At 36.1% G+C, this 23,906-nt stretch carries 27 protein-coding genes; 22 read left to right on the forward strand and 5 right to left on the reverse strand.

Going from position 1 to position 23,906, the window contains the following annotated elements; genetic code table 11:
• The first annotated feature begins 64 nt into the window (after positions 1-64).
• The 4 genes from ACH3PA_RS02995 to ACH3PA_RS03010 are packed head-to-tail and all read left to right on the forward strand — an operon-like array spanning position 65 to position 2,407.
• The gene (locus ACH3PA_RS02995) at positions 65-679 is read left to right on the forward strand and encodes an LUD domain-containing protein (RefSeq protein ID WP_416440616.1); all 615 of its coding nucleotides are present in this window, start codon (positions 65-67) and stop codon (positions 677-679) included.
• Between the two features lies 1 nt (position 680).
• A complete protein-coding gene (locus ACH3PA_RS03000; protein WP_416440614.1) occupies positions 681-1,484 on the forward strand; it encodes a phosphatidate cytidylyltransferase in 804 nt (267 codons plus the stop codon).
• The gene (locus ACH3PA_RS03005; protein WP_416440612.1) at positions 1,474-2,124 is read left to right on the forward strand and encodes a phosphatidylserine decarboxylase family protein; all 651 of its coding nucleotides are present in this window, start codon (positions 1,474-1,476) and stop codon (positions 2,122-2,124) included. Before ACH3PA_RS03000 ends, ACH3PA_RS03005 begins: the two co-directional genes overlap by 11 nt.
• 4 nt (positions 2,125-2,128) lie before the next feature.
• A complete protein-coding gene (locus tag ACH3PA_RS03010; protein ID WP_416440610.1) occupies positions 2,129-2,407 on the forward strand; it encodes an acyl-CoA-binding protein in 279 nt (92 codons plus the stop codon).
• Positions 2,408-2,438: 31 nt separating this feature from the next.
• On the opposite strand, the gene ACH3PA_RS03015 is transcribed toward ACH3PA_RS03010, so the two are convergent.
• Positions 2,439-5,072: a valine--tRNA ligase gene (locus ACH3PA_RS03015; protein ID WP_416440608.1), complete on the reverse strand. Its 2,634-nt coding sequence runs from the start codon at positions 5,070-5,072 to the stop codon at positions 2,439-2,441.
• 210 nt (positions 5,073-5,282) lie between these two features.
• Between ACH3PA_RS03015 and ACH3PA_RS03020 the strand changes: the two genes are divergently transcribed.
• Positions 5,283-5,705, forward strand: coding sequence for a DUF1573 domain-containing protein (locus ACH3PA_RS03020; protein ID WP_416440606.1), 423 nt, complete (start codon positions 5,283-5,285; stop codon positions 5,703-5,705).
• 65 nt (positions 5,706-5,770) lie between these two features.
• On the opposite strand, the gene ACH3PA_RS03025 is transcribed toward ACH3PA_RS03020, so the two are convergent.
• Positions 5,771-7,114, reverse strand: coding sequence for an aspartyl protease family protein (locus ACH3PA_RS03025; protein ID WP_416440604.1), 1,344 nt, complete (start codon positions 7,112-7,114; stop codon positions 5,771-5,773).
• 120 nt (positions 7,115-7,234) lie between these two features.
• Between ACH3PA_RS03025 and ACH3PA_RS03030 the strand changes: the two genes are divergently transcribed.
• Positions 7,235-8,425, forward strand: a complete 1,191-nt coding sequence (locus ACH3PA_RS03030) for a pyridoxal phosphate-dependent aminotransferase (protein ID WP_416440602.1) — start codon at positions 7,235-7,237, stop codon at positions 8,423-8,425.
• Positions 8,425-9,438 (forward strand): UDP-N-acetylmuramate dehydrogenase, encoded by a 1,014-nt coding sequence (gene murB / locus ACH3PA_RS03035; RefSeq protein WP_416440600.1) that lies wholly within the window; start codon positions 8,425-8,427, stop codon positions 9,436-9,438. Before ACH3PA_RS03030 ends, murB begins: the two co-directional genes overlap by 1 nt.
• Positions 9,439-9,527: 89 nt before the next feature.
• Here murB and ACH3PA_RS03040 read toward each other — a convergent pair whose 3' ends face one another.
• Positions 9,528-10,160: a fasciclin domain-containing protein gene (locus ACH3PA_RS03040; protein WP_416440598.1), complete on the reverse strand. Its 633-nt coding sequence runs from the start codon at positions 10,158-10,160 to the stop codon at positions 9,528-9,530.
• A 185-nt stretch (positions 10,161-10,345) separates the two neighbouring features.
• Between ACH3PA_RS03040 and ACH3PA_RS03045 the strand changes: the two genes are divergently transcribed.
• From ACH3PA_RS03045 to ACH3PA_RS03060, 4 genes are read left to right on the forward strand one after another with little or no spacing between them, the layout of a single operon-like run.
• Positions 10,346-10,543 carry a membrane or secreted protein gene (locus tag ACH3PA_RS03045; RefSeq protein WP_416440596.1) on the forward strand — a complete coding sequence of 66 codons (198 nt, stop codon included), beginning with the start codon at positions 10,346-10,348 and terminating at the stop codon, positions 10,541-10,543.
• Between the two features lie 34 nt (positions 10,544-10,577).
• On the forward strand, positions 10,578-11,693 hold the full coding sequence (locus ACH3PA_RS03050; RefSeq protein ID WP_416440594.1) for a glycosyltransferase: 1,116 nt from the start codon (positions 10,578-10,580) through the stop codon (positions 11,691-11,693).
• Positions 11,684-12,247, forward strand: coding sequence for an RNA polymerase sigma factor (locus tag ACH3PA_RS03055; RefSeq protein WP_416440592.1), 564 nt, complete (start codon positions 11,684-11,686; stop codon positions 12,245-12,247). Before ACH3PA_RS03050 ends, ACH3PA_RS03055 begins: the two co-directional genes overlap by 10 nt.
• Positions 12,248-12,252: 5 nt before the next feature.
• The gene (locus ACH3PA_RS03060) at positions 12,253-13,473 is read left to right on the forward strand and encodes an Nramp family divalent metal transporter (protein WP_416440590.1); all 1,221 of its coding nucleotides are present in this window, start codon (positions 12,253-12,255) and stop codon (positions 13,471-13,473) included.
• Here ACH3PA_RS03060 and ACH3PA_RS03065 read toward each other — a convergent pair.
• Positions 13,470-13,925: an Lrp/AsnC family transcriptional regulator gene (locus ACH3PA_RS03065; RefSeq protein WP_416440588.1), complete on the reverse strand. Its 456-nt coding sequence runs from the start codon at positions 13,923-13,925 to the stop codon at positions 13,470-13,472. The two genes, ACH3PA_RS03060 and ACH3PA_RS03065, sit on opposite strands and share 4 nt — an antisense overlap.
• Positions 13,926-14,036: 111 nt before the next feature.
• On the opposite strand from ACH3PA_RS03065, the gene ACH3PA_RS03070 reads away from it, so the two are divergent.
• The 9 genes from ACH3PA_RS03070 to ACH3PA_RS03110 all read left to right on the forward strand — a co-directional run bounded on the left by ACH3PA_RS03070 (position 14,037) and on the right by ACH3PA_RS03110 (position 22,222).
• Positions 14,037-14,420 (forward strand): hypothetical protein, encoded by a 384-nt coding sequence (locus ACH3PA_RS03070; protein WP_416440586.1) that lies wholly within the window; start codon positions 14,037-14,039, stop codon positions 14,418-14,420.
• A gap of 188 nt (positions 14,421-14,608) precedes the next feature.
• Positions 14,609-15,199: a DNA polymerase ligase N-terminal domain-containing protein gene (locus tag ACH3PA_RS03075; protein WP_416440584.1), complete on the forward strand. Its 591-nt coding sequence runs from the start codon at positions 14,609-14,611 to the stop codon at positions 15,197-15,199.
• A 34-nt stretch (positions 15,200-15,233) separates the two neighbouring features.
• Positions 15,234-16,052, forward strand: a complete 819-nt coding sequence (gene ligD, locus ACH3PA_RS03080) for a non-homologous end-joining DNA ligase (protein WP_416440582.1) — start codon at positions 15,234-15,236, stop codon at positions 16,050-16,052.
• Between the two features lie 147 nt (positions 16,053-16,199).
• Complete coding sequence (locus tag ACH3PA_RS03085; RefSeq protein WP_416440580.1) at positions 16,200-16,724, forward strand: hypothetical protein; 525 nt, start codon at positions 16,200-16,202, stop codon at positions 16,722-16,724.
• A gap of 52 nt (positions 16,725-16,776) precedes the next feature.
• Positions 16,777-17,154, forward strand: coding sequence for a PH domain-containing protein (locus ACH3PA_RS03090; protein WP_416440578.1), 378 nt, complete (start codon positions 16,777-16,779; stop codon positions 17,152-17,154).
• A 131-nt stretch (positions 17,155-17,285) separates the two neighbouring features.
• On the forward strand, positions 17,286-18,323 hold the full coding sequence (locus ACH3PA_RS03095) for an SDR family oxidoreductase (RefSeq protein WP_416440576.1): 1,038 nt from the start codon (positions 17,286-17,288) through the stop codon (positions 18,321-18,323).
• Positions 18,320-19,120, forward strand: a complete 801-nt coding sequence (locus ACH3PA_RS03100) for a helix-turn-helix domain-containing protein (RefSeq protein ID WP_416440574.1) — start codon at positions 18,320-18,322, stop codon at positions 19,118-19,120. Before ACH3PA_RS03095 ends, ACH3PA_RS03100 begins: the two co-directional genes overlap by 4 nt.
• Positions 19,121-19,400: 280 nt before the next feature.
• A complete protein-coding gene (locus ACH3PA_RS03105) occupies positions 19,401-19,775 on the forward strand; it encodes a hypothetical protein (protein WP_416440572.1) in 375 nt (124 codons plus the stop codon).
• 275 nt (positions 19,776-20,050) lie between these two features.
• Positions 20,051-22,222 (forward strand): hypothetical protein, encoded by a 2,172-nt coding sequence (locus tag ACH3PA_RS03110; RefSeq protein WP_416440570.1) that lies wholly within the window; start codon positions 20,051-20,053, stop codon positions 22,220-22,222.
• Between the two features lie 159 nt (positions 22,223-22,381).
• On the opposite strand, the gene ACH3PA_RS03115 is transcribed toward ACH3PA_RS03110, so the two are convergent.
• The gene (locus ACH3PA_RS03115) at positions 22,382-23,017 is read right to left on the reverse strand and encodes a class I SAM-dependent methyltransferase (protein WP_416440568.1); all 636 of its coding nucleotides are present in this window, start codon (positions 23,015-23,017) and stop codon (positions 22,382-22,384) included.
• 214 nt (positions 23,018-23,231) lie between these two features.
• Here ACH3PA_RS03115 and ACH3PA_RS03120 point away from each other — a divergent pair, with 214 nt between their 5' ends.
• Complete coding sequence (locus tag ACH3PA_RS03120) at positions 23,232-23,444, forward strand: hypothetical protein (RefSeq protein ID WP_416440566.1); 213 nt, start codon at positions 23,232-23,234, stop codon at positions 23,442-23,444.
• A complete protein-coding gene (locus ACH3PA_RS03125) occupies positions 23,434-23,847 on the forward strand; it encodes a putative toxin-antitoxin system toxin component, PIN family (RefSeq protein ID WP_416440564.1) in 414 nt (137 codons plus the stop codon). Before ACH3PA_RS03120 ends, ACH3PA_RS03125 begins: the two co-directional genes overlap by 11 nt.
• Positions 23,848-23,906: the final 59 nt, after the last annotated feature.

Genomic DNA, 23,906 nt, shown 5'->3' on the forward strand with positions numbered 1-23,906 from the left:
TTTTGTTGAGTTAAGATTTTTTATATTTGAAAGAACCCTTAAAATATTGCCTAAGCACTCATTTATGAGTCTATTTAAAAAGCTTTTTACGCAAAAAAATAAGCCTGAACCGGAAACTTCCGGAATTCGTAAGGATGACAGAGGTAAATACATGCCAGATGTAAAGGCTCCGGCAGACGAGCGCTTTACTAAGCATTTCATCTTGAATGGTGGTAAATTTCTTTACTGCCTTGACATGGATGAATTACACGAGAGCTTTGATAATATTCTTCTGGAGAACGATTGGTACGAGAAGGATGTGTATTGCATGGACGATAAGCTCACAGATAAATTTAAAGGTTACAACCTAAATTTTGGCAGAGATCCTGATTCAGCATTTTTCTTTTCTACGTGTGAAAACTTAATTGCAGATGATGGCAGCCTGCTTATTTCATCTAACCAGATCAAAGAGAAGAAACTTAAAGAATTACCACAAAATTTTGTGATTTTTGCAACTGCGAGTCAAATAGTAAATAATATTGGTGAAGGTCTGCGAGGTATTAAGAAAAAAAATACAGGGCATATACCCACAAATATTACAACTATCAAAAATTTTGAACCTAAAGAAGGCTCTAAAGACTTTATGTCTTACGGTAGCAGTGCAAAAAATTTATATTTATTACTACTAGAAGATTTGTAGTATGCGGGAACTTGTTGTAAGGGCCCTTTCTGGCTTACTTTATATAACTATTTTGTTATTTTCTATTTTTTCTTCAGAGAGATGGTACATTCTTCTATTCCTCTGTTTTGGTCTAATTAGTCTTCGTGAATTTTTACGTTTAATTAGCTTTCAGTTCTGGTATCCTTACTTACTTTTAATTGGCTTCATTCTTTTCTTTAGTTATTATAAAGCCTACAAACCCGCAACGCTAATCCTTTTAGGAGTTACAGTTTTCACAGGTGGCTACTTAATTAAGAATTTATTCAGTACAAAGATTAGAAGGCTGTCTAAACCTTATAAATTATATATTACACTGTTTTATGTAATATCAGGCTTTGTTTTCTTAACGCTTCTCCCCTCACATGGAGACGAATTCTCACCATACACCGTTGCCGGCTTATTCGTTCTCATCTGGACCAATGACACTTTTGCTTATATAGTGGGTAAAAGTTTTGGCCGCCATAAATTATTCCCCAGTATCTCACCCAAGAAAACAATAGAAGGTTTTTTTGGCGGATTGATTTTTGCGTGTGTAGCCAGTTATTTTATTCATAAATTTACCCACAGTCTTAATTTCAATATTTGGCTTTCATTAGCTTTAGTAATGAGCACGTTAGGAACTCTGGGGGATCTTATAGAATCTAAACTTAAACGGGAAGCAGGTGTTAAAGACAGTGGCACACTTATGCCTGGGCATGGCGGTCTTTATGACAGACTTGACAGCATACTTTTTGCAAGCCCCTTTATATATCTGGTATTAATCATTTTTGAATATGTTTCATAAAGAAGGATTTAAAATAATCGTAATTGCTATTGTCATTTTTCTGATAGCACTACTTTCAGCACATACTTATATTGCCACACCCTGGATAAAGTATGTGATCTTTGCAGGCTTAATCGTATTTCTTTTTCTTATTCTACAATTTTTCAGAAATCCAGGTCGACTAGCTTCAGAAAATGAACAGCAGGTTCTTTCACCTGTTGATGGCAAAGTGGTAGTAATAGAAGAAGTTTTTGAAAAGGAATTCTTTAACGAGAAAAGGCTTCAGGTTTCCATTTTTATGTCCCCAATAAATGTACATGTCACTCGTTATCCTGTAGGCGGGAAAGTTGTTTACAGCAAGTATCATCCGGGTAAATATCTCGTAGCGTGGCATCCTAAGGCTTCAGAAGAAAATGAACGCACTACTGTGGTTGTTGAGACAAAAACTTTTGGCAATGTGCTTTACAGACAAATAGCCGGTGCTCTTGCAAAGCGTATCGTTAATTATGCTAAAGAAGGGGAAATTGCTAAACAGGGAAACGATAGCGGATTTATAAAATTTGGTTCCAGAGTTGATGTTTTTCTACCTCTCGATGCCAAAATAGCTGTAAAGCTGAATGAGAAGGTTAAAGGTGCAGTAAGCGTTATAGCAAATAAATAAGGAGGTGAAAAAGGAAAAAGAGAATCTAAATGCCGCCTTTAAAGAGGCTGCTATAAAAGCGCGGTCTACAGATAAGCGTCTGGCTCCTGATATTATGCTATTGCTGTATGCATACTACAAAAAAGCAACTCAGGAAAATCACATAGTTCCTTTTGAGAACCTGGAAGAAAACGACCTAAAAGGAGCATTTAAGTATAATGCTATGATTCAACTACGTGGTGTTTCTCCAGAAAAGGCAAAGGAAGAATATATTGATCTTGTGAATAAATATATTCTTACCTAATACCTAATTAATTTCTACTATTCTTAAAAATCTAGTTTAAAGCTGCCAGTCTGTTCTCTAAAGCTTCTATTTTAGCTTTCGCGTCAGCTTGTTTCTGCTTTTCACTGGCAACTACATTATCAGGCGCATTATTTACAAAGCGCTCATTAGATAGCTTTTTATCTACAGATTTTAAAAATCCCTGCGTGTAAGCCAACTCATCTTTTATCTTCTCGATCTCTGCATCAATATCTATGAGACCTGTCATTGGTATAAAGTACTCATTTGCTTTTACTCGGTAAGACAAAGCTCCTTCCATTGTAGCTGTTGTCTCCTCTAGTTTAGACAAATTGCCCAGCTTAGTAATTATAGTATTAAAGGTAGTGCTGAAATTCTCTGTGTTTCTTACAAACAACTCTAGCTCTTCTTTAAATGAGATATTTTTCTCTTTTCGTATTGCACGTACTCCTGAAATTACCTGTGTCGCCAGATCAAAATCCTGAATTAATTTTTCATCTATTGCCCCCGTTTTTGGCCAGTTATTTACAATAAGCGCATCTTCTGGAGAGCGCTCTGTAATATTCTGCCAGATCTCTTCACTCGCAAAAGGAATAAAAGGGTGTAAAATGCGAAGGTTATTTTCTAATGCATGTATTACCGCATCAAAAGTTACCTTATCTATAGGCTCGCCAAAACCAGGTTTAACTATTTCCAGTAACCAGCTACAGAAATCATCCCAAACCAATTTATAAGTAGCCATAAGCGCATCACTTATACGATATTTAGAAAAATGATCTTCTATCTCTGCCGTGGTTTGTTTAAAGCGCTCTTCATACCATTGCAACCCCACCTTACTTGCTTCAGGTTGATCTATTGTTGCATCTACCTCCCAGCCTTTAATTAAACGAAACGCATTCCAGATTTTGTTTACAAAAGATTTACCCTGTTGACACAGATCCTCATCAAACATAAGATCATTACCTGCAGGAGCACTTAGCAAAAGTCCTACGCGCACACCGTCTGCACCATAATCTTCTATCAATTTTAATGCATCAGGTGAATTTCCTAAAGATTTTGACATCTTGCGGCGCTGTTTATCACGCACTAGACCTGTTAAATAGACATTAGAAAAAGGCTTTTTACCTGTATATTCATATCCCGAAATAATCATACGGGCTACCCAGAAAAATAAAATATCAGGACCGGTAACCAGATCATTTGTAGGATAGTAATATTTAAAATCTTCATTATCAGGATTACGTACACCATCAAAAACGCTCATAGGCCACAGCCATGATGAGAACCAGGTATCAAGAGCATCCTCATCCTGCTTTAGATCTTCAATAGTTAGCTGCGGATTGCCAGATTTAGCTTTCGCGAAAGCTAAAGCCTCTTCCTTACTTTCTGCCACTACAAAATCATCCTGACCATTACCAAAGTAGTATGCTGGTATTTGTTGACCCCACCACAACTGACGGGAAATATTCCAATCGCGGATGTTTTCCATCCAGTGGCGATATGTATTATCAAATTTCTTAGGAAACAACTTAATCTCTTCTGTCTCAAGTACGGCTTTGATTGCAGGCTTTACCAGATCTTCCATTTTAAGGAACCACTGATCTGAAAGCTTAGGCTCAATAACCGCTTTTGTACGTTCTGACGTACCCACTTTATTAACGTGAGATTCAGTTTTTATAAGAGCGCCATTTGCTTCAAGCTCTTTTGTAATTTCTTTGCGTACTACAAAGCGATCTTTCCCCTTATAATGAAGACCGAATTCATTAAGACTCGCGTCATCATTAAAAATATCGATCACTTCAAGATTATGCTTATCTCCCAGCATTTTATCATTCTCGTCATGCGCCGGTGTAACCTTAAGACAACCGGTACCAAACTCTATATCAACATATTCATCTTCAATTATAGGTATAACTCTGTTTACAATAGGTACAATCGCCTTTTTACCTTTTAAATGCTGAAAACGTTCATCATGAGGATTAATACATATTGCAGTATCCCCAAATATTGTTTCTGGTCGTGTAGTAGCTATGGTTAGAACATCATCACTTCCTTTTATCTTGTAGTTTAGATAATAAAGAAAACCCTGTCGCTCTTCATGAATCACTTCTTCATCAGATAGTGTGGTTTTTGCTTCAGGATCCCAATTTACCATGCGATGACCGCGATAAATCAATCCTTTATTAAAAAGATCTACAAAGCTTTTTATCACACTTTCAGACATTTCATCATCCATTGTAAACTTTGTGCGCTTCCAGTCACATGAGGCTCCCAATTTTTTAAGCTGCTCTAGTATTGTACCGCCATACTGATGCGTCCAATCCCAAGCATGAACAAGAAACTCATCTCTCGTAATATCATTTTTGTTGATTCCCTCAGCCTTCAATTTAGCTACTACTTTAGCCTCTGTTGCAATTGAAGCGTGATCTGTACCAGGAACCCAGCATGCATTATAGCCTTGTAATCTGGCCCTGCGTATCAACACATCCTGAATTGTATTGTTGAGCATATGCCCCATATGCAATACCCCGGTTACATTAGGCGGCGGTATTACAATTGTGTAAGGTTCTTTCTCATTGGGTTCTGAATGAAAAAAATCATGTTCCATCCAGTAGTCGTACCACTTCTTCTCTACTGCCTGTGCGTTATATTTTGAAGCTAAAGCCATGCTTTGGTCTAATTTTTGTCTTAAAGGGCAAAAGTACTTATATACTAAGGATTTTTAAAAAAAGGTAAGGATAAATATATAGTTGATAGTTTTTATTATTTTAGCCTGTACAGGCAGCTGTCAATGACCTGATCATTAGCTTTAAAGGTTAATTTTTTGGTCAAACTGTTAAATAGAAGTACTTTTATCCTTCATTTAAAAAATGAGATCATGAAAAAATTTGCAATTTTATTATTCGTTGGCTTATTAGGTTTTGCCGTTAAAGCCCAGGAGAAAAAAGCAGAAATTACGTTTGAAACTGACGTTATTGATTATGGTGAAGTTGCCCACGGCGGTGACGGCGTGCGCAGTTTTAAATTTACAAACACAGGAAATGAGCCATTAATCATCTCACGTGTATATTCAACTTGTGGCTGTACAGTTCCTAAAAAACCAGAAGGACCTATCGCACCAGGTGAAAGTGGCGTTATAGAGGTTAAGTATGATACTAATCGTGCTGCGGGACCTATACGTAAAACAATTACGGTGTACTCTAACGCTTCACCAGAACCTTATAGTCTTAAAATAAAAGGTACTTTATTACCTGAAAAAGGAGCTATGGAAAAAGAAAAAAGCGGTCCTATTAATGGATAAATCGGTTAAAAACATATAAAAAACGGCTGCCAGATGGCAGTCGTTTTTGTTTTAATATATGTAAATCAGAGCATTTTTCTTAAAGCAAATTTACAGTTGAATACAATACCGCTTCGTTCTACTTTTAGCCTTAACATCGCCCCATCATCTTTAAAAAAGTATTGCGTGATGTCATCAAGTTTTAAATTGCTTACATCTCTTCCATTTACTTTTAAAAGTTTATCTCCTTCCCGTAAACCGGCTTCCTCTGCTGGTGATCCAGATCTTATTGCAGCGATCTCGTAGCTGGGCTTTAGTTTAAATTGTATTGTATTAGTAGCTTTAAAAACAGTGGTACCCTCTGATGACGGTTCATCGTATAAGCCATACCTATTGCTGATGTTATTAGCCACTTCTTTAACCAGTTCATAATCGCTGTGTTGCACGATCAAACCACTTCTATTATATCTAAAGGGAAGATTAAACATATTATTCTTGCGCAAGGTAATTTTCTGGTTGGGATAGTCAAAAATCACGGTAAAACGCCTTAAAACCTCAGCACCTAAACTGCCATTTCTGTTTTCGTGCAAACGCATGTTTTTAAGAGATTCTATATTTGGAAAAGCGGCTGTCACATCGTTAAGTTCCATTTTGCCTAGTTTTATAGATGCTATTTTAGTACGCTTGCCTAAAACATCGCCATTGAGTCCCAGACCCAGAATGTCTTCAAAATATTTTTCACTGGGTTTAATTTGCCCATGACTTTCTTCAAATAACCACAAAGCGTCCCCAGAACCTGAATCAACGAGAAGTTTTAATGACAGCTCTTCTTCTTTCGCTATAGCGACATCAAGATCAATGTAGGGTTTACCTGCCACCAGTGTTAAAGGCGCAGTGAAACAGGTCTTGCATCTTCTATATTTATAGGTTTCCGGTTTATGCAGAACAATAAATTTGCGCTTGTAATCAACTTCTACAACAAAATCTTTGAAAATACTATAACCTATAATGCCATTTACAGCGTGACCTAAACGTGAACTAAAGTTGTAAGAAGCATCTGTTATGAAGTAAATATTCTGGTCAATAGCGCTTGCTTCACCTACATTTATAATATTATGTTGTGATTTGATGCCTTTTGTGGGTTCGCCAGAACCAGCTCCCGTAAGGTAAATAGTAACCGCATCATTAAGCTTAAGATCCTGTTGATCATCTATACTAAACAGCACATTAGACTTTACCCCTGAGTCTAGAAGAAAAGAGAGTTCTGTACCGTTAACTGTAACCGGAATAATTATGAGATTATTTGTAACCTCAACAGGAATTTTAATACTGTTTACACCATTAGGCAAATGAAATGTACCCTGAGCAAAACAATTAAAACTAAGGGAAACAAAAAGTAAGATTGCAATATGTAAGAGCTTGCCATACACCTTATAGCATTTGTTAGTAATGTACAAAATTCCCTTAAATTGTATACTATATTAACCTAATTTGTTTTGATGTGGTGTCGATATAATTTTGCAACTTTGTGCCCTTAAAAACGTACTTAAATGCCGCAGTTATCACATAAGGGCTTGATCATGCCCCAATCACCTATACGCAAATTAGTTCCCTATGCCGAAGCTGCAGAAGCACGAGGCATCGCGATACACCAACTTAACATAGGCCAGCCCGATATTAAAACACCTGCCGGCGCTCTTGATGCACTTAAAAATACCGATATAGAAGTGCTTTCTTACAGTCACTCTGCCGGATTTTTAAGCTATCGCAAAAAACTAGCCGCCTACTATACAAAACAGGGCATTGAGGTTACCGAAAATGATATTATTATATCAACCGGTGGCTCTGAAGCTTTGATGTTTGCCATGGGCAGCATCACAGATCCCGGTGATGAAATTATTATCCCAGAGCCTTTTTATGCTAATTATAATGGTTTTGCAACCGCTTCTGGTGTTCAGGTTGTGCCGGTGATCTCGACCATTGACACAGGATTTGCCTTACCTCCTATCGCAGATTTTGAAAAATTGATCACTCCTAAGACAAAGGCCATCGTTATTTGTAATCCGGGTAATCCTACAGGTTATCTATATAGCCAGGAAGAGATAGATCAATTGGCGCGTCTGGTTAAAAAACACGATATTTTTCTTATCGCAGATGAAGTTTACCGCGAGTTTGCCTATGACGGTGCCCAGCATCATTCTGTTCTTGAACAGAGAGATATTGACGAGCATACGATAATGATAGATTCTGTATCAAAGCGTTATTCTATGTGTGGTGCTCGCATAGGTTGTCTGGTAAGCCGAAACAAAGCTTTTATGGCGACAGCTATGAAATTTGCACAGGCACGCCTTAGTCCGCCTACTTTAGCGCAAATAGCCAGTGAAGCAGCATTAGACACTCCGCAATCTTATTTTGACGAAGTAATAGAAGAATATGTTGATCGCAGAGATACTTTAGTTGCAGGATTAAAAGAAATACCTGGTGTAAAAGTAGCGCTACCTAAAGGTGCTTTTTATTGTATCGTCGAGTTGCCTATTAAAAATGCAGACGATTTTGCACGCTGGTTGTTAGAAGATTTTAATGTAAATGGAAAAACCGTTATGGTTGCTCCGGCAGCCGGCTTTTATTCTACACCGGGCGTAGGTTTAAATCAAGTGCGTATTGCTTATGTTTTGAAGAAAGAAGACCTTGTAGAAGCTATCGCTTTACTAAAAGAAGCTCTTTTAATTTATAAAGACTAATGCAAATTCAGGAAAATATTTCGCTGAAGCCTTATAATACTTTTGCAATTGACACGAAGGCCGCTTTATTTGTTTCGGTAAAAACTGAAGACGAATTAAAAGAAGCCTTGTCACATTCTACCCAATCAAAATTTATACTTGGTGGCGGTAGCAATATGTTGCTTCAGCGAGATATTGACGATCTGGTAATTCACATTAATCTAAAAGGTATACAAACTGTTAAAGAAGAAGGTGATTATATTTTCGTCAAAGTTTGTGCGGGTGAGAATTGGCATGATTTCGTTCTTTTTTCTGTGAAAAATAATTACGGCGGAGTAGAAAATCTCTCTCTTATACCGGGAAATACAGGCACTGCTCCCATACAAAACATAGGCGCTTATGGTGTAGAGCTTAAAGATGTTTTTGAAAGCTGTGAGGTTATAGACAGAGCCACTTTAGCGAAAAAATCTCTTAGTCTTACCGATTGTAATTTTGGTTATCGAGATTCTATCTTTAAAAATGAAGCCAAAGATAAATACGTAATTACTTCGGTTACTTTTAAGCTGAAAAAAGCCCGTTACGAGGTGAATACGGCTTACGGGGCAATTAAAGAGACTTTGGTAAATCAAAATATTCTACAGCCATCTATTAAAGATGTTTCTGATGCTGTCATCGCCATACGTAAGGCAAAACTTCCTGATCCTGCACAAATAGGCAATAGCGGAAGCTTTTTTAAAAACCCTATTGTTTCGCAAGAAATATTTACTGCAATTAGAGATAAATATGAGACGCTTCCTTATTATCCTTTAGGAAATGAGAAAGTAAAGATTCCTGCAGGCTGGTTGATCGAGCAGGCTGGCTTTAAAGGAAAACGTTTTGGCGATGCCGGCGTTCATGATAAGCAGGCCCTTGTCCTTGTAAACTATGGTACCGCCAGCGGACAAGAAATATGGGATCTTGCTATGAGAATTCAGCGGGAAGTAGCGCAAAAATTCAACATAAAACTTCAACCCGAAGTAAATATCATTAAATAACAGGTCGATTTTTGGTCTAAAAAACCACTTTTTTAATCAAAAAACCCGCTTTTGCAGCGGGTTTTCTGGTTTTTAGATCAAATTTTTTCTTATTTATGCGCCATCAAGACATCATCTATAACATAAACAACCCCGTTAGAAGCTTCTATATTACCTTTTAATACATGCGCCTTTTTACCACGACCATCTTTTATCACGATCTGGTCACCGTCCATCATAGCAATTAATTCTTCACCGGTGGCAGTTTTTATGGCGTATTTACCACTATTACCTTTAATCGCCATTACAAGTCTGTCTGTAGTAATCGTACCGGGTACTACGTGATATTGCAAAATAGATCGCAATTGCTCTTTATTCTCAGGTTTTAAAAGCGTGTCAACAGTACCTTCTGGCAACTTTGTGAATGCGTTGTTAGAAGGAGCAAAAACGGTGTAACTCCCCATAGAGGTCAACATCGAGTCAAGATCTGCAGATTTAAGAGCGCCTGTTAAGGTACTAAGATCTGATGAGGCCATTGCTTTAGCAGCGATACTATTTGCTTCAGCTTCTTCACGTGCTTTATCAGCTTTCATTTGATCACTTTCAAGATCTTCACTCATCGCCGTTTCAGGTGTGCTTTGAGGCGCAGTATTTGTGTCGGCTTTCTTATCATCCTTACATGCACTTACCGTAAGAAGTGCAAAAAGCATAATAAATACAGGCATTAATCTATTACTGTTCATGATTCTTTATTTTTTTGGTTAAAATAAAATTATCTATAATCTCAATTGCGACCCATTTTTTGCTAATAATCTTTAGTTAAATCTTTAAAAGTCAGCAGTAACACGAGGATTTAAGATCTAATAGGTCAAAATATTATTGGGGATAACCTATGTTTATTTGTATCTTTGCGCCGTAAAATAATGTTATGAAACTCTTATTAATTACATTAGTATTATTGGCTTTATCTGTTGCAGGAATTGCTATCAAAATCTGGGCTAAAAAAGACGGTAAATTTGCCGGTACTTGTGCCAGCCAGAGTCCTTTTCTAAACAAAGGTGGTGAGCCTTGCAGCATGTGCGGTAAAATGCCATCTGAGGTGGGTGATTGTGACACTACCAAATAAGTTTTAGCCTTTTATTTTCTTTATAGTTTAGCGATTGACAGAACTTTACGCTTTCCTTTTTTATGGATTTGTAGTGATTAGCCTTGTTAATTGTGGGTACTACTTATATGTATCAAAATTTAGCTTTCTAAAGACTAAAACCTCTACTACAAAACCATCCGTTCCTGTTTCGGTTATAGTTTGTGCTAAAAATGAAGCTGAAAATTTAAAGACCAATATACCTCTGCTTTTATCTCAGGATTATTCCGAATTTGAAATCATTCTTATAAATGATAATTCAAGTGATGATTCTCTTGAGACAATGGAAGCTCTCGCGCTTCAATCTGAGAAAATTTGCGTAGTTGACGTTGCCGGAAATGAGCATTTCTGGGGAAGCAAAAAATATGCGCTTACTTTAGGAATAAAACGTGCCAAATACGAGCACTTATTATTTACAGATGCCGACTGTGCTCCTACCTCAACAAAATGGATTGAGAACATGGTCAATCAATTTGACAATGAAAAAACTATCGTTCTGGGTTATGGCGCTTACCACCGCATTAAAAGATCATGGCTTAATAAAATAATCAGGTTTGAGACAGTTCTTACTGCTGTTCAGTATTTTGGTTATGCGATAAACAGAAATCCGTATATGGGGGTGGGCAGGAACCTCGCCTACACGGCAAAAACCTTCTATAATAACAGAGGTTTTATGGAACATATTAAAGTTGCATCTGGTGATGATGATCTTTTTATAAACAGTGCCGCGACTGCTACCAACACAGCAATTTGTCTTTCGCCGGAAGCGTTTACTTATTCTAACCCAAAACTCACCTGGAAGAGTTGGTTTATTCAGAAAAGAAGACATACTTCTGTTGCTCAACATTACAAGACCAAGCATAAACTTCAACTGGGTTTCTTTTACCTGAGCCAGATCCTGTTTTTAATAACTGCTTTTATTTTACTTGCTTTAGGTTATAACTGGCAACTTACCGCTATGTTTATAGTGGTGCGCTATGCGATAGCGTGGAGCGTAATAGGAAGTGCAAGCGGAAAATTAAATGAACGGGATTTATTGATCTGGTTTCCTTTAATTGAAATTTTTCTTTTACTTTTCCAATTAAGTATATTCATCACAAACCTATTGGCAAAACCCAAACGTTGGAAGTAGATCCTACCATACTGGATAAAAATATAACCGAAGCCAAAAATGGTAAGCAAAGTGCCTACAATTACCTGCTAGCTACATTCTGGGGTCAGGTTTATAATTTTCAGCTCAAGCGTACACAAGATGAATATGAGGCCGAAGAAATCACAGTCCAGACATTTTCTAAAGCCTTTAGTAGCCTTGACACGTATAATTCAAAGTATAAGTTTAATACGTGGCTCATTACAATTTCAAAAAACTTACATATCGATCTGCTGCGTAAGGAAAATTCTTTATTAAAGGCAAATACAAAAAATAAAGAAGAGAAACTCAAAAAGCTTATCGATGAGAATCCTACACCAGAAGACGCGCTTATCACAAAACAGAATCTCGCCCAACTTTTACAGTACATTAAAATTCTTAAGCCACATTATCAGGAAGTCATCAATTTGCGCTACTTTCAGGAAATGAGTTACAGGGAGATGGCAGAAAGCCTTGATGAACCTATTAATAATGTAAAGGTTAAACTACTAAGGGCACGCAGGTTACTTGCAGATCTTATCGAGAAAAATCAATAGCGATAATGGGCATAAAAAGTCTAAAAAAGCTGGGTCCCGGGCTGCTTTTTGCAGGCGCAGCAATTGGCGTTTCTCACCTGGTGCAATCTACGCGTGCAGGTGCAGATTATGGTATGGGTCTTATCTGGGCACTATTACTCATTCACATTATTAAATATCCTTTTTTTCAATTTGGGCCGCGATATGCTGCAGCTACGGGAGAAAGTTTGTTAGAAGGCTACAGAAGATTAGGCAAAGGTGTTCTCGTTTTTTACTTTATACTCAATCTGCTTACCATGTTTACCATACAGACAGCGGTAACCATTGTCACAGCAGGTATTGCTACGTACATTTTTGGGATCGATCTTGATATTAAGATTTGGAGTGTTATTATAACTTTTATCTGTGCCGGTATTCTAATACTGGGCAATTACAAGATTCTTGACAATCTAATGAAAGTTATCATTATCACGCTTACAATTAGTACGCTTGCCGCGGTGAGCATTGCATTTTTTGACACCTCTAATCATATTGATGTTTCTCAGGTTATACCAAAGGATAGTTTGGGAATCGCATTTCTAATTGCTTTTATGGGCTGGATGCCCGCACCGCTCGATATTTCTATATGGCACTCGCTGTGGTCACTTGAGAAATCAAAAGAGGGCGGCATGAATGTCAAGTCGGCGATATTTGATTTTAATATTGGTTACGCCGGTACAGTTCTGGTGGGTATTTGTTTTATAAGTCTGGGAGCTTTGGTTATGTTTAATACAGGAACCACATTCAGCACTTCTGGCAGCGCTTTCGCGAAACAGCTCATAGATATGTACACTGCACATTTAGGAGAAGGTGCTTTTATAGTCATAGGCATAGCGGCATTCACAACCATGTTTAGCACCACATTAACCACACTTGATGCTTCCCCCCGATCTATGGCTAAAACCACAGAACTTCTAACGGGCAAAAATTTAAAATACAGCTACCTGCTTTGGGTGATTATTTTAATTGCAGGCACATGTAGTATCCTGCTTTTTTTGAGCAGTGAAATGGGACAACTCGTACAAATCGCGACGATATTATCTTTTCTTACTGCACCTTTTTTCGCAATAGCGAACTATCTTGTAATAAACAGTTCAGCAGTTCCAGAAGATCTGCGGCCTAAAAAACTTATACGCGTATTAAGCTTGTTTAGTATTTTATTACTTATCGCCTTTAGCTGCTGGTATTTGTATACACTTTACATTTAGACTTTCCTGTCACGCCGCGTTCTTATGGGCGCATTTTCTATCACGGTAGAAAGCACAATATGCGTTTTAGTCTCACCATAGGTTATTAATTTATCAATAAATTCTTCAAGGTGAAACTGATCAAATAATACAACTTCCATAATAATATTTTCGTTGCCTGTAATACGGTAGCAATTGAGCACTTCGCCAAAATCTTTTACCTTTTCCAGAAATGGTTTTAACCTTCCCATAAAAGCGCGCAAAGTAATAATAGCCTTTAGCTGATGACCAGAATGAAAATGAGATATTTCTGCCTTATACCCTATAAGAACACCGGCATCTTCCATCTTGCGTATACGTTCTGCTACGGCTGGCGAACTAATACCTATTTGCCTGCTGATTTCTACATTACTTGTACGGGCATTCTTCTGTAATATTTGAAGGATTTTCCAATTAGTAGGATCGATTTGCATTCTAAGTTTAATATTTAAATTTCGTTACAAATTAAAGCAAAATCGTAATAAAACTTAAATTATTAAAGACAGAGATAAAATATATCAGTTAATTTTGAAGTGTAAATTGCTATGAACACACAACCTGGAAATATTAGACTTTATAATAAAGCGCTGGAGATCATTCATCTTTCCAGAAGCATTTCTAATTATATGATCTACGATTTCACCGCATTACAGGAAAATGGTACAGAACATCCCTCTGTTTATGACACGGGCGATATAATACGACATTCAGATTCACTGGCGCCTGAAATCATCAAAGCCGAAAATCAGGTTTTTCAGGATGATCGTCTTAAATATGCTGCTTCTGTGCACAATCTTACAAACCGTCTTTACAAAACCTGTGAACGCCTTGAGCGCGCAGAAAGTAATGGTAAGGATTTTGTAAAATTACTTCGAATAGAACTTAAAAAATTCCGTCGTCTGCAGCACCGCTGGATGATGTCTCTTTAGCTTAATTATAGCCAAAACCGGCTTTATTTTTCACGCACTTTTTAGATAACATTACCGTAGCCTTAACAGCTTAGGCGCTGGGGTTGTAGTAACTTATGTTTAAATATTTTGAGGTAATAAACATGTCAAATTTAGATATGTTCGGATCTCAAAGTTCAGTACTCTATTGAAATAATAAACGTAAAGCAATGACAACCAGCGATTATAACAGCAAAAGAGACTTTAGTAAAACAAAAGAGCCACAGGCAGGGAAAGATCAAGGTAATCCTGATAATCCCACATTTGTTATACAAAAACATGATGCTACAAATCTGCATTATGATTTTAGATTAGAGATAGACGGTACTTTAAAATCGTGGGCCGTACCTAAAGGCCCCAGTACAGATCCTAATATTAAGCGCATGGCCATACCTGTAGAAGACCACCCGCTGGAGTATGGTAATTTTGAAGGCGTGATCCCAGAGGGACAATACGGTGGCGGCACAGTTATGATCTGGGATGCCGGCACCTATAAAAACCTTAAAAAAGACGTAGAAGACAAGCCTATTTCCCTTTTAGATTCATACAAAATGGGAACTTTAGAATTCTACTTAGACGGCAGCAAATTAAAAGGTGGTTACGCACTCATCAAAATGAAAAGCGGCAATATGAAAGGCAATTGGCTGCTCATAAAAATAGATGATGATGAAGCAGATGCGCGTCGCAACCCTGTAAATACCCAGACAAAAAGTTCAAAAACCGGTCGCAGCATGGAAGAAATCGCCCAGGAAGAGGCATAAATCAATTATTAATCTTTAAAAACCAAATATTCTAATGACGATAGCAGGAGTTAATATTTCGCACCCCGATAAAATTATTTTTCCTAAAGCTAATATTAAAAAGATAGATATGGTTACCTACTATGAGAAAGTAGCGCCCAAGATGCTCCCCTACTTGCGCGACAGACCATTAACACTGCATCGTTTTCCCGAAGGGATTGAGAAACAAGGTTTTTATCAAAAAAATACAGCCGACTATTTTCCTGATTATATCAAGACCGTAGAAGTACCAACTAAAGAAGGCAGCAATACAGAGATTTACTGCAATACTAAAAAAAGCCTCATTTATCTCGTAAATCAGGGAACAATAGGTTTTCACATTTGGCTAAGTCAGAATGATAAACTAGACAAGCCAGACAAGATCGTTTTTGATCTAGACCCGCCAGATGACAGTTTTGAGAACGTTAGGGAAGCTGCACAAAAAGTAGGTGATTATTTAAGAGCTCAGGGCGAAAACCCAAATCTCATGACTTCAGGACAGCATGGTTTACACGTTTGGTACAAGATACGCCGCAATAAAAGTTTTGATGAGGTAAGGCAGGAAACAAAGGCCACAGCAGAAAAAATAGAATCGCAGTTTCCAGAACTTTTTACAACGCAAACGTTAAAGAAAAACCGGGAAGGCAAAATATTTCTCGATTATCTGCGTAACGCATACGCACAAACATCTGTGTGCCCTTATTCATTGCGACCTAATGATGAATGCGGAGTAGCAACGCCAATAAGCTGGGATGAATTGCGCAAACTTGACTCTGCCCGGCATTACAACATGAATAACATAATGAGACGACTAGGGCAATTAAAATCGGTTTAAAATGGCTTAAAATCGGTTATTTCTATGTGATTTTCGGGAAAGAATTAAAAAACCCGCAACAAGCGCAAGAGATAATTTTTTTGGCAGTTTTCTCTATACTTATCAAATTGATCATTATATTCTCGCTTTCGCGAAAAAGACACTGCTATGTTTAATGAAGAAGCTTTTAACAACAGAGAGAAATACAAAGAGTCACCTTTGTTCATCAAAGCTACAGAGATGCTGAAGCTTGCTCACCGCATTGCAGAAATTGCAGCGCAGTATGAACCTGCGAACAGCAATGAAATGGATGGTGAAATTTTGCGTAATCACGCTTTTTTAATTCGTGAGGATGCCTCTCGCATCCCAACAAAAATAGCCGGCGCCTGGGGTTGTGATCTCTATGACCTGAGGATGGAAAACGCCACACTCATTCGCAAAGCCGCACGAGATCTAAATACACATATGATCAGTCTTGAGATATATGGTTTTAAAGAAACCGAATATCTTGACCTACTACGCGATGAGATAGAAACCTTTAGAGTTTTATTTGCAGAATGGGTATCTACGTTTGACCCTTGGAATTACACCATAGATCGCTGGGGATTGTTCAATCCGCCGGGCATAAACTACAATGACACAGATCCTGATGAAGATTTGCCTTTTGATGATATGGATGATGAGAATGAATAAATTCAATCGTATTTTCTATATTTAATTTATCCAAACACTTCAAAAATTCGGCATGGGACTACTCAACAAATTATTAGGAAACGCAGACAAAATTTCGCCTGAGCGCTTGCAGGAAAAATACGCCAGACTTCTGGTAGATAACGAGATAATAGAAGGCGGTTTTGAATTGCTGCGCGATACCTTCATGTTTACAAACAAAAGACTCATCCTGATAGACGTGCAGGGATTGACGGGAAGTAAGGTAGAATATAAGTCTTTACCCTATAAGAATATTTCGAGATTTTCGCTTGAAACAGCCGGAACCTTTGATCTGGATGCCGAATTAAAAATCTGGATCTCAAGTGAGAATACGCCTTCTGTGAGCAAAAAATTCAATAAAAGTATTGACGTTTACGAAGTCCAGAAATATCTGGCAGAAAAAGTATTGTAATCATATTCTAGCTAATTATGGATCGCGCACGATAAACCCCTTCTGAACTTCCCAACAAAGCCATTTTGGACTTTTAAACAAAGTGGTCTAAAAATTTAACGCAGAACTTTGCGTCTTAAATTTTTTAGACAATGGAAAATAAAGAAACAGTTTTGGTAACAGGAGGCACCGGCTTTGTAGGTGTTCATAGCATTCTTCAATTATTACAAAAGGGCTACAAGGTTAAAACCACACTTCGGTCATTAAACAGAAAAGACGAGGTAATTAAAATGCTCAAAATTGGCGGTATTACTTCTTTCCATGATATTACTTTTATTGAAGCAGATCTTACAAAAGATGATAATTGGGATAATGCTGTAAAAGGCTGCGACTACGTTTTGCACATTGCCTCGCCTATATTTTTGTCGCTACCTAAAAATGAAAATGAAATGATACGCCCCGCGGTAGATGGTACCTTACGCGTATTAAAAGCAGCGCGCAATGCAGGTGTAAAGCGCGTGGTAATGACCTCAAATTTTGGTGCCGTGGGTTATAGTCAAAAAGATCCTTCTACTGAAATTACCGAAAACGAGTGGACAAACCCCAATCAAAAAGGACTTTCATCTTATAACAAATCTAAAGTCCTGGCCGAGCGTGCAGCATGGGATTTTATTAATAGTGAAGGTGGCAATATGGAGTTAAGTGTGATCAATCCCGTGGCGATTTTTGGTCCGTCTTTAGGGCCTGATATTTCAAGCGGTTTTGAACTTTTAAGAAACCTCATTAACGGCTCGATGAAAGCTGTCCCCAATTTAGCGCTTAATATTATAGATGTGCGTGATGTTGCAGATCTGCACATTAGGGCTATGACAAATCCTCAAGCAAAAGGACAACGCTTTTTAGCTTTAGCAGGAGGCACAATGACTTTACCAGAGATCGCCTCATTTCTAAAAAATAGAATGCCCGAAGTTTCAAAAAATATTTCAACAAGAAAATTGCCCAACTGGGCTGTGCATATCGCTGCTTTATTTAGCCCTAAAGCAAAAAATATCGCTTCTATGTTAAAAGCAAATCGCAATACAAGCAACGCAAAAGCTAAGAACATTTTGGGATGGCAGCCTATAAGCAATAATGAAGAAGCTGTTATTGCCACAATAGAAAGTATGATTAAATTCGGGAATATAAAATGAGAGCGACAGACATAAAATCCTGCTACATAGGTCCCGAAATTTCGCCGGAGCAATTCATTCCTGAACATTTCTTTCTCTACATCGCAAAAGGAAAGATACACGGTTATGACGGCAACAAATCACAGACGTTAAAATCTGGAGAATATTGTCTGGTGCGCAAAAACCATTTAGCGCGATACAACAAGGAAAGGGAAAATGACCAATTTGAAAAAGTAGTTATCATTTTTGATGAGTTGTTTCTCAGGAAATTTCAGAAAAAGCATGATATCGTTTCCACGAAATTTAACGCAGCAGAAGCATTTTTGACTCTTAATGAGAATGCGTTGATTCCTAATTTTATTACCTCACTCATGCCGTATTACAACAAAGGCGGAAAAATAGAAGAATCTTTTGCAGACGTTAAACGGGAAGAATTACTCCTTATTCTATTACGATCACAACCAGAATTAACCGGAATATTCTTTAATTACGCCATACCGAAAAAAATAAATCTGGAAGCCTTTATGCACCAGCACTATAAATTTAATGTAAGCATACAGCGCTTTGCATATATCACAGGGCGAAGCCTCTCAGCTTTTAAACGTGATTTTAAAGAAAAGTTCAATGTAACTCCTAATCGCTGGCTCATGCAAAAACGATTAGAAGAAGCTCATTTTCTTATCGAAAAAAAGAACAAAAAACCTTCTGAAATATATCTAGAACTGGGTTTTGAAGATTTGTCTCATTTCTCATTTGCTTTTAAAAAACATTTTGGGCAAACGCCTACACAAATTGCTAATCGAAAAATTAGCAGTTAATAAAAATTGCATCCCAGTAAGCCGATTTTCTACCTTAAAAACCTGATTTCTTACCTAATTTTCCCGCTTTTTGATTGCTTTTTAAAGCATAAAAGTAATCTGGTCAAAGTTATTTAATGTTCAGGGTAATTTCTCTTTTTAAGTCATAATGAGCAGTTTAAACACTCATTTTATGTATTTTTGATGCTGATAATGAACCACTTACTACAGTAATTGTTAGATTTCTCCCCCTTGTAATGATTATTCTCCTGAATGTAAAACAGACTTAAACCCAGGAAATATGAAACTCAACAAAAATGACATTCCCACAGGCATGGAAGGGCCTGACACGATTATGCGTGCGCAGGATAATTTTGGCGGAATGACCGTTTGCTTTACTGAACTTCCCGAAGGAACAGATTTCACACCGCTGCTCAACGGACTTACAAATGATAGTTGTCATTGCCCGCATTGGGGTTATATAATAAGCGGAAAGATGCTAATTAAATACGACGATGGTGTTGAAGAAACGCTTACAGAAGGTGATGTGTATTATTTACCTGGCGGGCATACTGCCATTGTAAAAGAGCCTATCAAATTTATAGAGTTTAGTCCGTCAAAAGAGTTTAAAGAAGTGATGGATCATGTAGCTAAAAAAATGGCTCAAATGGGCTAAAAAACTCCTTAATTATTGACAAATGCTGTCACGATTATTAACGGGATCCTCCTGATATTGCTTAAAAACTAACCGTTTTTCTCCCTCAAAAACCCGATTTATTACCGGATTTACCCCCTTTTTTAATTGATTTTCAAGCATTTTACGGGTTACCGTAAAGAAGCCTTGTGGTTATTGGTTATTTTAGGTGGAAGTATTTTTAATTTATAGATTTATAAAAGGAAAGTAAGTTTTATTGTAAGCTAATTAACGGTAATCTCTATTAAAATATTCGAATGAAACAACTTAATATTCAGTTTGAGAATTGCTTTGGTATAGGAAAATTACATCATCAAATCGATTTTGAAAAGAGTAATACTCACTTAGTTTATGCTCCAAATGGAACAATGAAAACTTCTTTTGCAAAAACTTTTGAGTTAATTTCAAAGGATGATCCTAAGAACAAACCTTGCGATAGAATATATAAATCAAGAGTTTCTAAATATCAAATTTTAAATGAGGATTCCGAAATTAATCCAGATGATATACTAGTAATAAATGCAGAAGATGATAGTTTTGACGCATCAAGTAAGATCAGTAGTTTTCTTGCTAGCAAAGAGCTAAAAGATGAATATGATAAGATATATCAAAAATTAAATGAGTTAAAGCTTGAATTTATTAAAAAATTAAAAATTATTTCACAAAGTACCGATTGTGAAATTAAATTTATAAATACATTTTCAGAAGATAAAAATTCAGATTTTTTTGAGGTCCTTACTCATCAAAATAATCATATAAAAACTGAATTTGAAAAATTTGATTTTCGGTATAATGATATTTTTGATAAAAAAGGAAATGTCAAGAAATTTCTTGATAGCAATCAAGCAATTTTAGATAAATATGTTAGAGATTATAACAATATTATATCTAAGTCCAAATTTTTTAAGGAATCTGAAACCAATACATTTGGCACCTATCAGGCAAATATTATTATAAAATCGATTGAAGACAATTCTTTCTTTGAAGCAGGTCATAAGTTCGTCTTACAGGACGGAACTGAAGTCGAAAATGCTGAAAATTTAAAAACAATAGTTGAAGCAGAAATCCAGAACATTTTAAACGATGAAAAGCTAAAAAAATCATTTGAAAAAGTTGATAAAGCCATTGGCTCTAATGCAGAGTTAAGATCCTTTAAAAAAGTTATAGAAAAAAATAATTTGATTCTAGTCAAATTGAAAGACTACGAAAATTTTAAACAAGAAGTTTGGATTAATTACTTTTCTGAAATTAAAGAAGACGCAGAAGAATTAGTAAATCAGTATGAAGAAAAAAAGAACAGATTACAAGAAATTATTAGTGCATCAAAAAAAGAGTTTGAATTATGGACTAAAATCATACTAACTTTTAACTCTAGATTCCACGTTCCTTTTGAAGTCAATATTGTAAACCAAGAAGATATTATATTAAAGAAAGAAACTGCTAATTTGAATTTCGATTATGCTGACAGAGGTGAAGAAGCTATAAAACAAAATCGGGAAAATTTACTTACGATATTGAGTAAAGGTGAGCAAAGAGCTTATTTTATACTTCATTTTTTATTTGAGATTGAAGCCAGAAAATTAAAAACAAATAAGAATCTATTGATTTTTGATGATGTGGCAGATTCATTTGACTACAAAAATAAGTTCGCTATAATTGAGTATATCAAAGAAATTCACGAACAAAATCATTTTAAAACAATTGTACTTACTCATAATTTTGACTTTTATCGAACTGTCTCATCAAGATTGCATTTAGATAGGGATGTTATCTACATGACTACCAAAAATCTTCAAAACGAAATAACTTTCCATAAAGGTCAATATATAAATGATGTCTTTAGCTACCTTATTAGAAATTACCAAAATCCCAAGTTCTTTATTAGTTTAATTGCATTTGTAAGGAATCTAATTGAATATAGCGAGTCTAAGAGCAATGATGACTATCTAACCCTTACAAGCTGCCTCCATAGGAAAGAAGAAACAGCCAATATAAAAGTGCATCAAATCTTTAATATATTTAAAGATAGATTGGTCAAACTCGAAGATAAGACTATAAATTTTGGAGATGAGTATTTGATTGATTTTATCATTCAAACCGCAGATTCTATATCAGATGAAGAAATAGATGAAATAGCTCTTGAAAATAAAATTTGTCTCTCAATAGCAATTAGGTTACAAGCTGAGAAATATTTAATTGGCAAACTTCCACGTATTGATTTATCTACCATTAAGAAAAATCAAACTCAATTTTTATACAGAGAGTATTGCATCAGTTATCCTGAAAGTGAAGCTAGAATCACATTAGATAAAGTTAATTTGATGACTCCAGAAAACATTCACATCAATGCCTTTATGTTTGAACCACTAATAGATATGTCAATACACCATTTAAATCTTTTATATAAAACAGTAAGTAATTTGAACTAAAGCAACTATGGCTATCAATGTATCTCATAAATGGAGGTTGAGATACGATTTCAGAAACTACTATTGAATTGCAAAAATCAGGTCAAAATACCAAAAAATCGGTAATTTAAATGCACCACTTCGGTTATAGTAAACGCAATGAGATTTCTTCAGCAAAAACTAACTATTTTGAATTTGTAATTTTCTAAAAATACAAAACACAAAATTCTGAATACTGTTAGACGGTGTACGGTGGTCTACAGTTACACACTTAATTTTTTCAAAAAATGGTATCAGGCGGTTAGTCATAGTACTTTGAGAATACTGTTTAATCTCAATACCGCTGCATTTTGTAGGGCCATCTTCTGAAAACGTCCCAATAAGTAACAAACCTGTTGGCGTTATATTTTGCTGTCCTGTTTCCAGATAATTAGTAATCTCATTTTCGTCTGTTAAGAAGTGAAAAGCCGCCCTATCGTGCCAAAAATCGTATTTTTCTATGGGTTTAAAGGTTGCCGCATCTGCAACAATCCACTTTACATTTTCCGCTTTATCTCCTAGCCTTTCTTTAGCCCTTAAGATCGCAGCTTCAGAAATGTCAAGCACAGAAATATCTTTGTAGCCCAGGTTAAGCAAATGGTCAACTAACAGGCTATCACCGCCACCTATGTCTATGATCTTAGCAGTGGTGGGTACATTAAATTCTTTAAAGAATTGCAGCGTAGTTTCTGGTGTAGGTTGAAACCAGCTTACGTTTTTTAGTTCTTTAGTTTGATAGATATTTTCCCAGTGTTTTTTACGGTCAAAATTTTCCATTAACTTGTGTAGTTATTGATGTGTTGTCGTCTATAAATTAAAGTATAAAATCACACATATTCAATTAAACCCTTCAACTGCGCTCTGAGTAATTAATGTACTCTTAATTATCTTTTCTAGATATTTCACATAAGCGAAGTATTGAATATATAATGAGTAAATCAGAATCACTTTATTTTCAAATCGAAAATTTACTATCTTTATAAAAAACAAGATGGAATCCATTAAAATCGACATACTAAATCCCAAAGCCAAAAATCTCTTGCAAGATTTAGCAGATCTCAATCTTATTAAAATAAATCAGGATAAAAAAACAGACTTTTCTACTCTACTTAAAAAGCTACGTTCTAATTCTAAAGAAAAAATATCCATAGAAGATATTACAAAAGAAGTAGAGGCCGTGAGAAAAAAAAGATTTGAAAAGTAAACGTGTCATTCTTGATACCAATTTGTGGATTAGCTTTCTTATATCAAATAATTTTAAAGCAATAGACAAACTCGTAAAGACTGGTGAGATAACCCTTATATTTTCAAACGAACTTCTAGAGGAATTCATCGATGTTGTAAAACGACCAAAATTTAAAAAATTCTTTTCCCAAAAGGATATTAAAGCATTGCTGGAACTATTTGATGAATATGCAGAATTAATAGAAGTTTCCTCAGACCTTGATTTATGCCGGGACAAAAAAGACAATTTCTTACTTAACCTTTCAGTAGATGGTACCGCAGATTTCCTTATAACAGGGGACAATGATCTTCTTGTTATCAATGAAATAAGAAATACGAAGATCATTACTTATTCAGAATTCATAGAAAATTCAGTTTCTTAAAAGAATATTTTTATTCCATATTTCCCTTGTGCGATCCTGAAATAAATTCAGGATGACGA

Source organism: Leeuwenhoekiella sp. A2 (assembly GCF_047946655.1).
Lineage (GTDB): Bacteria > Bacteroidota > Bacteroidia > Flavobacteriales > Flavobacteriaceae > Leeuwenhoekiella.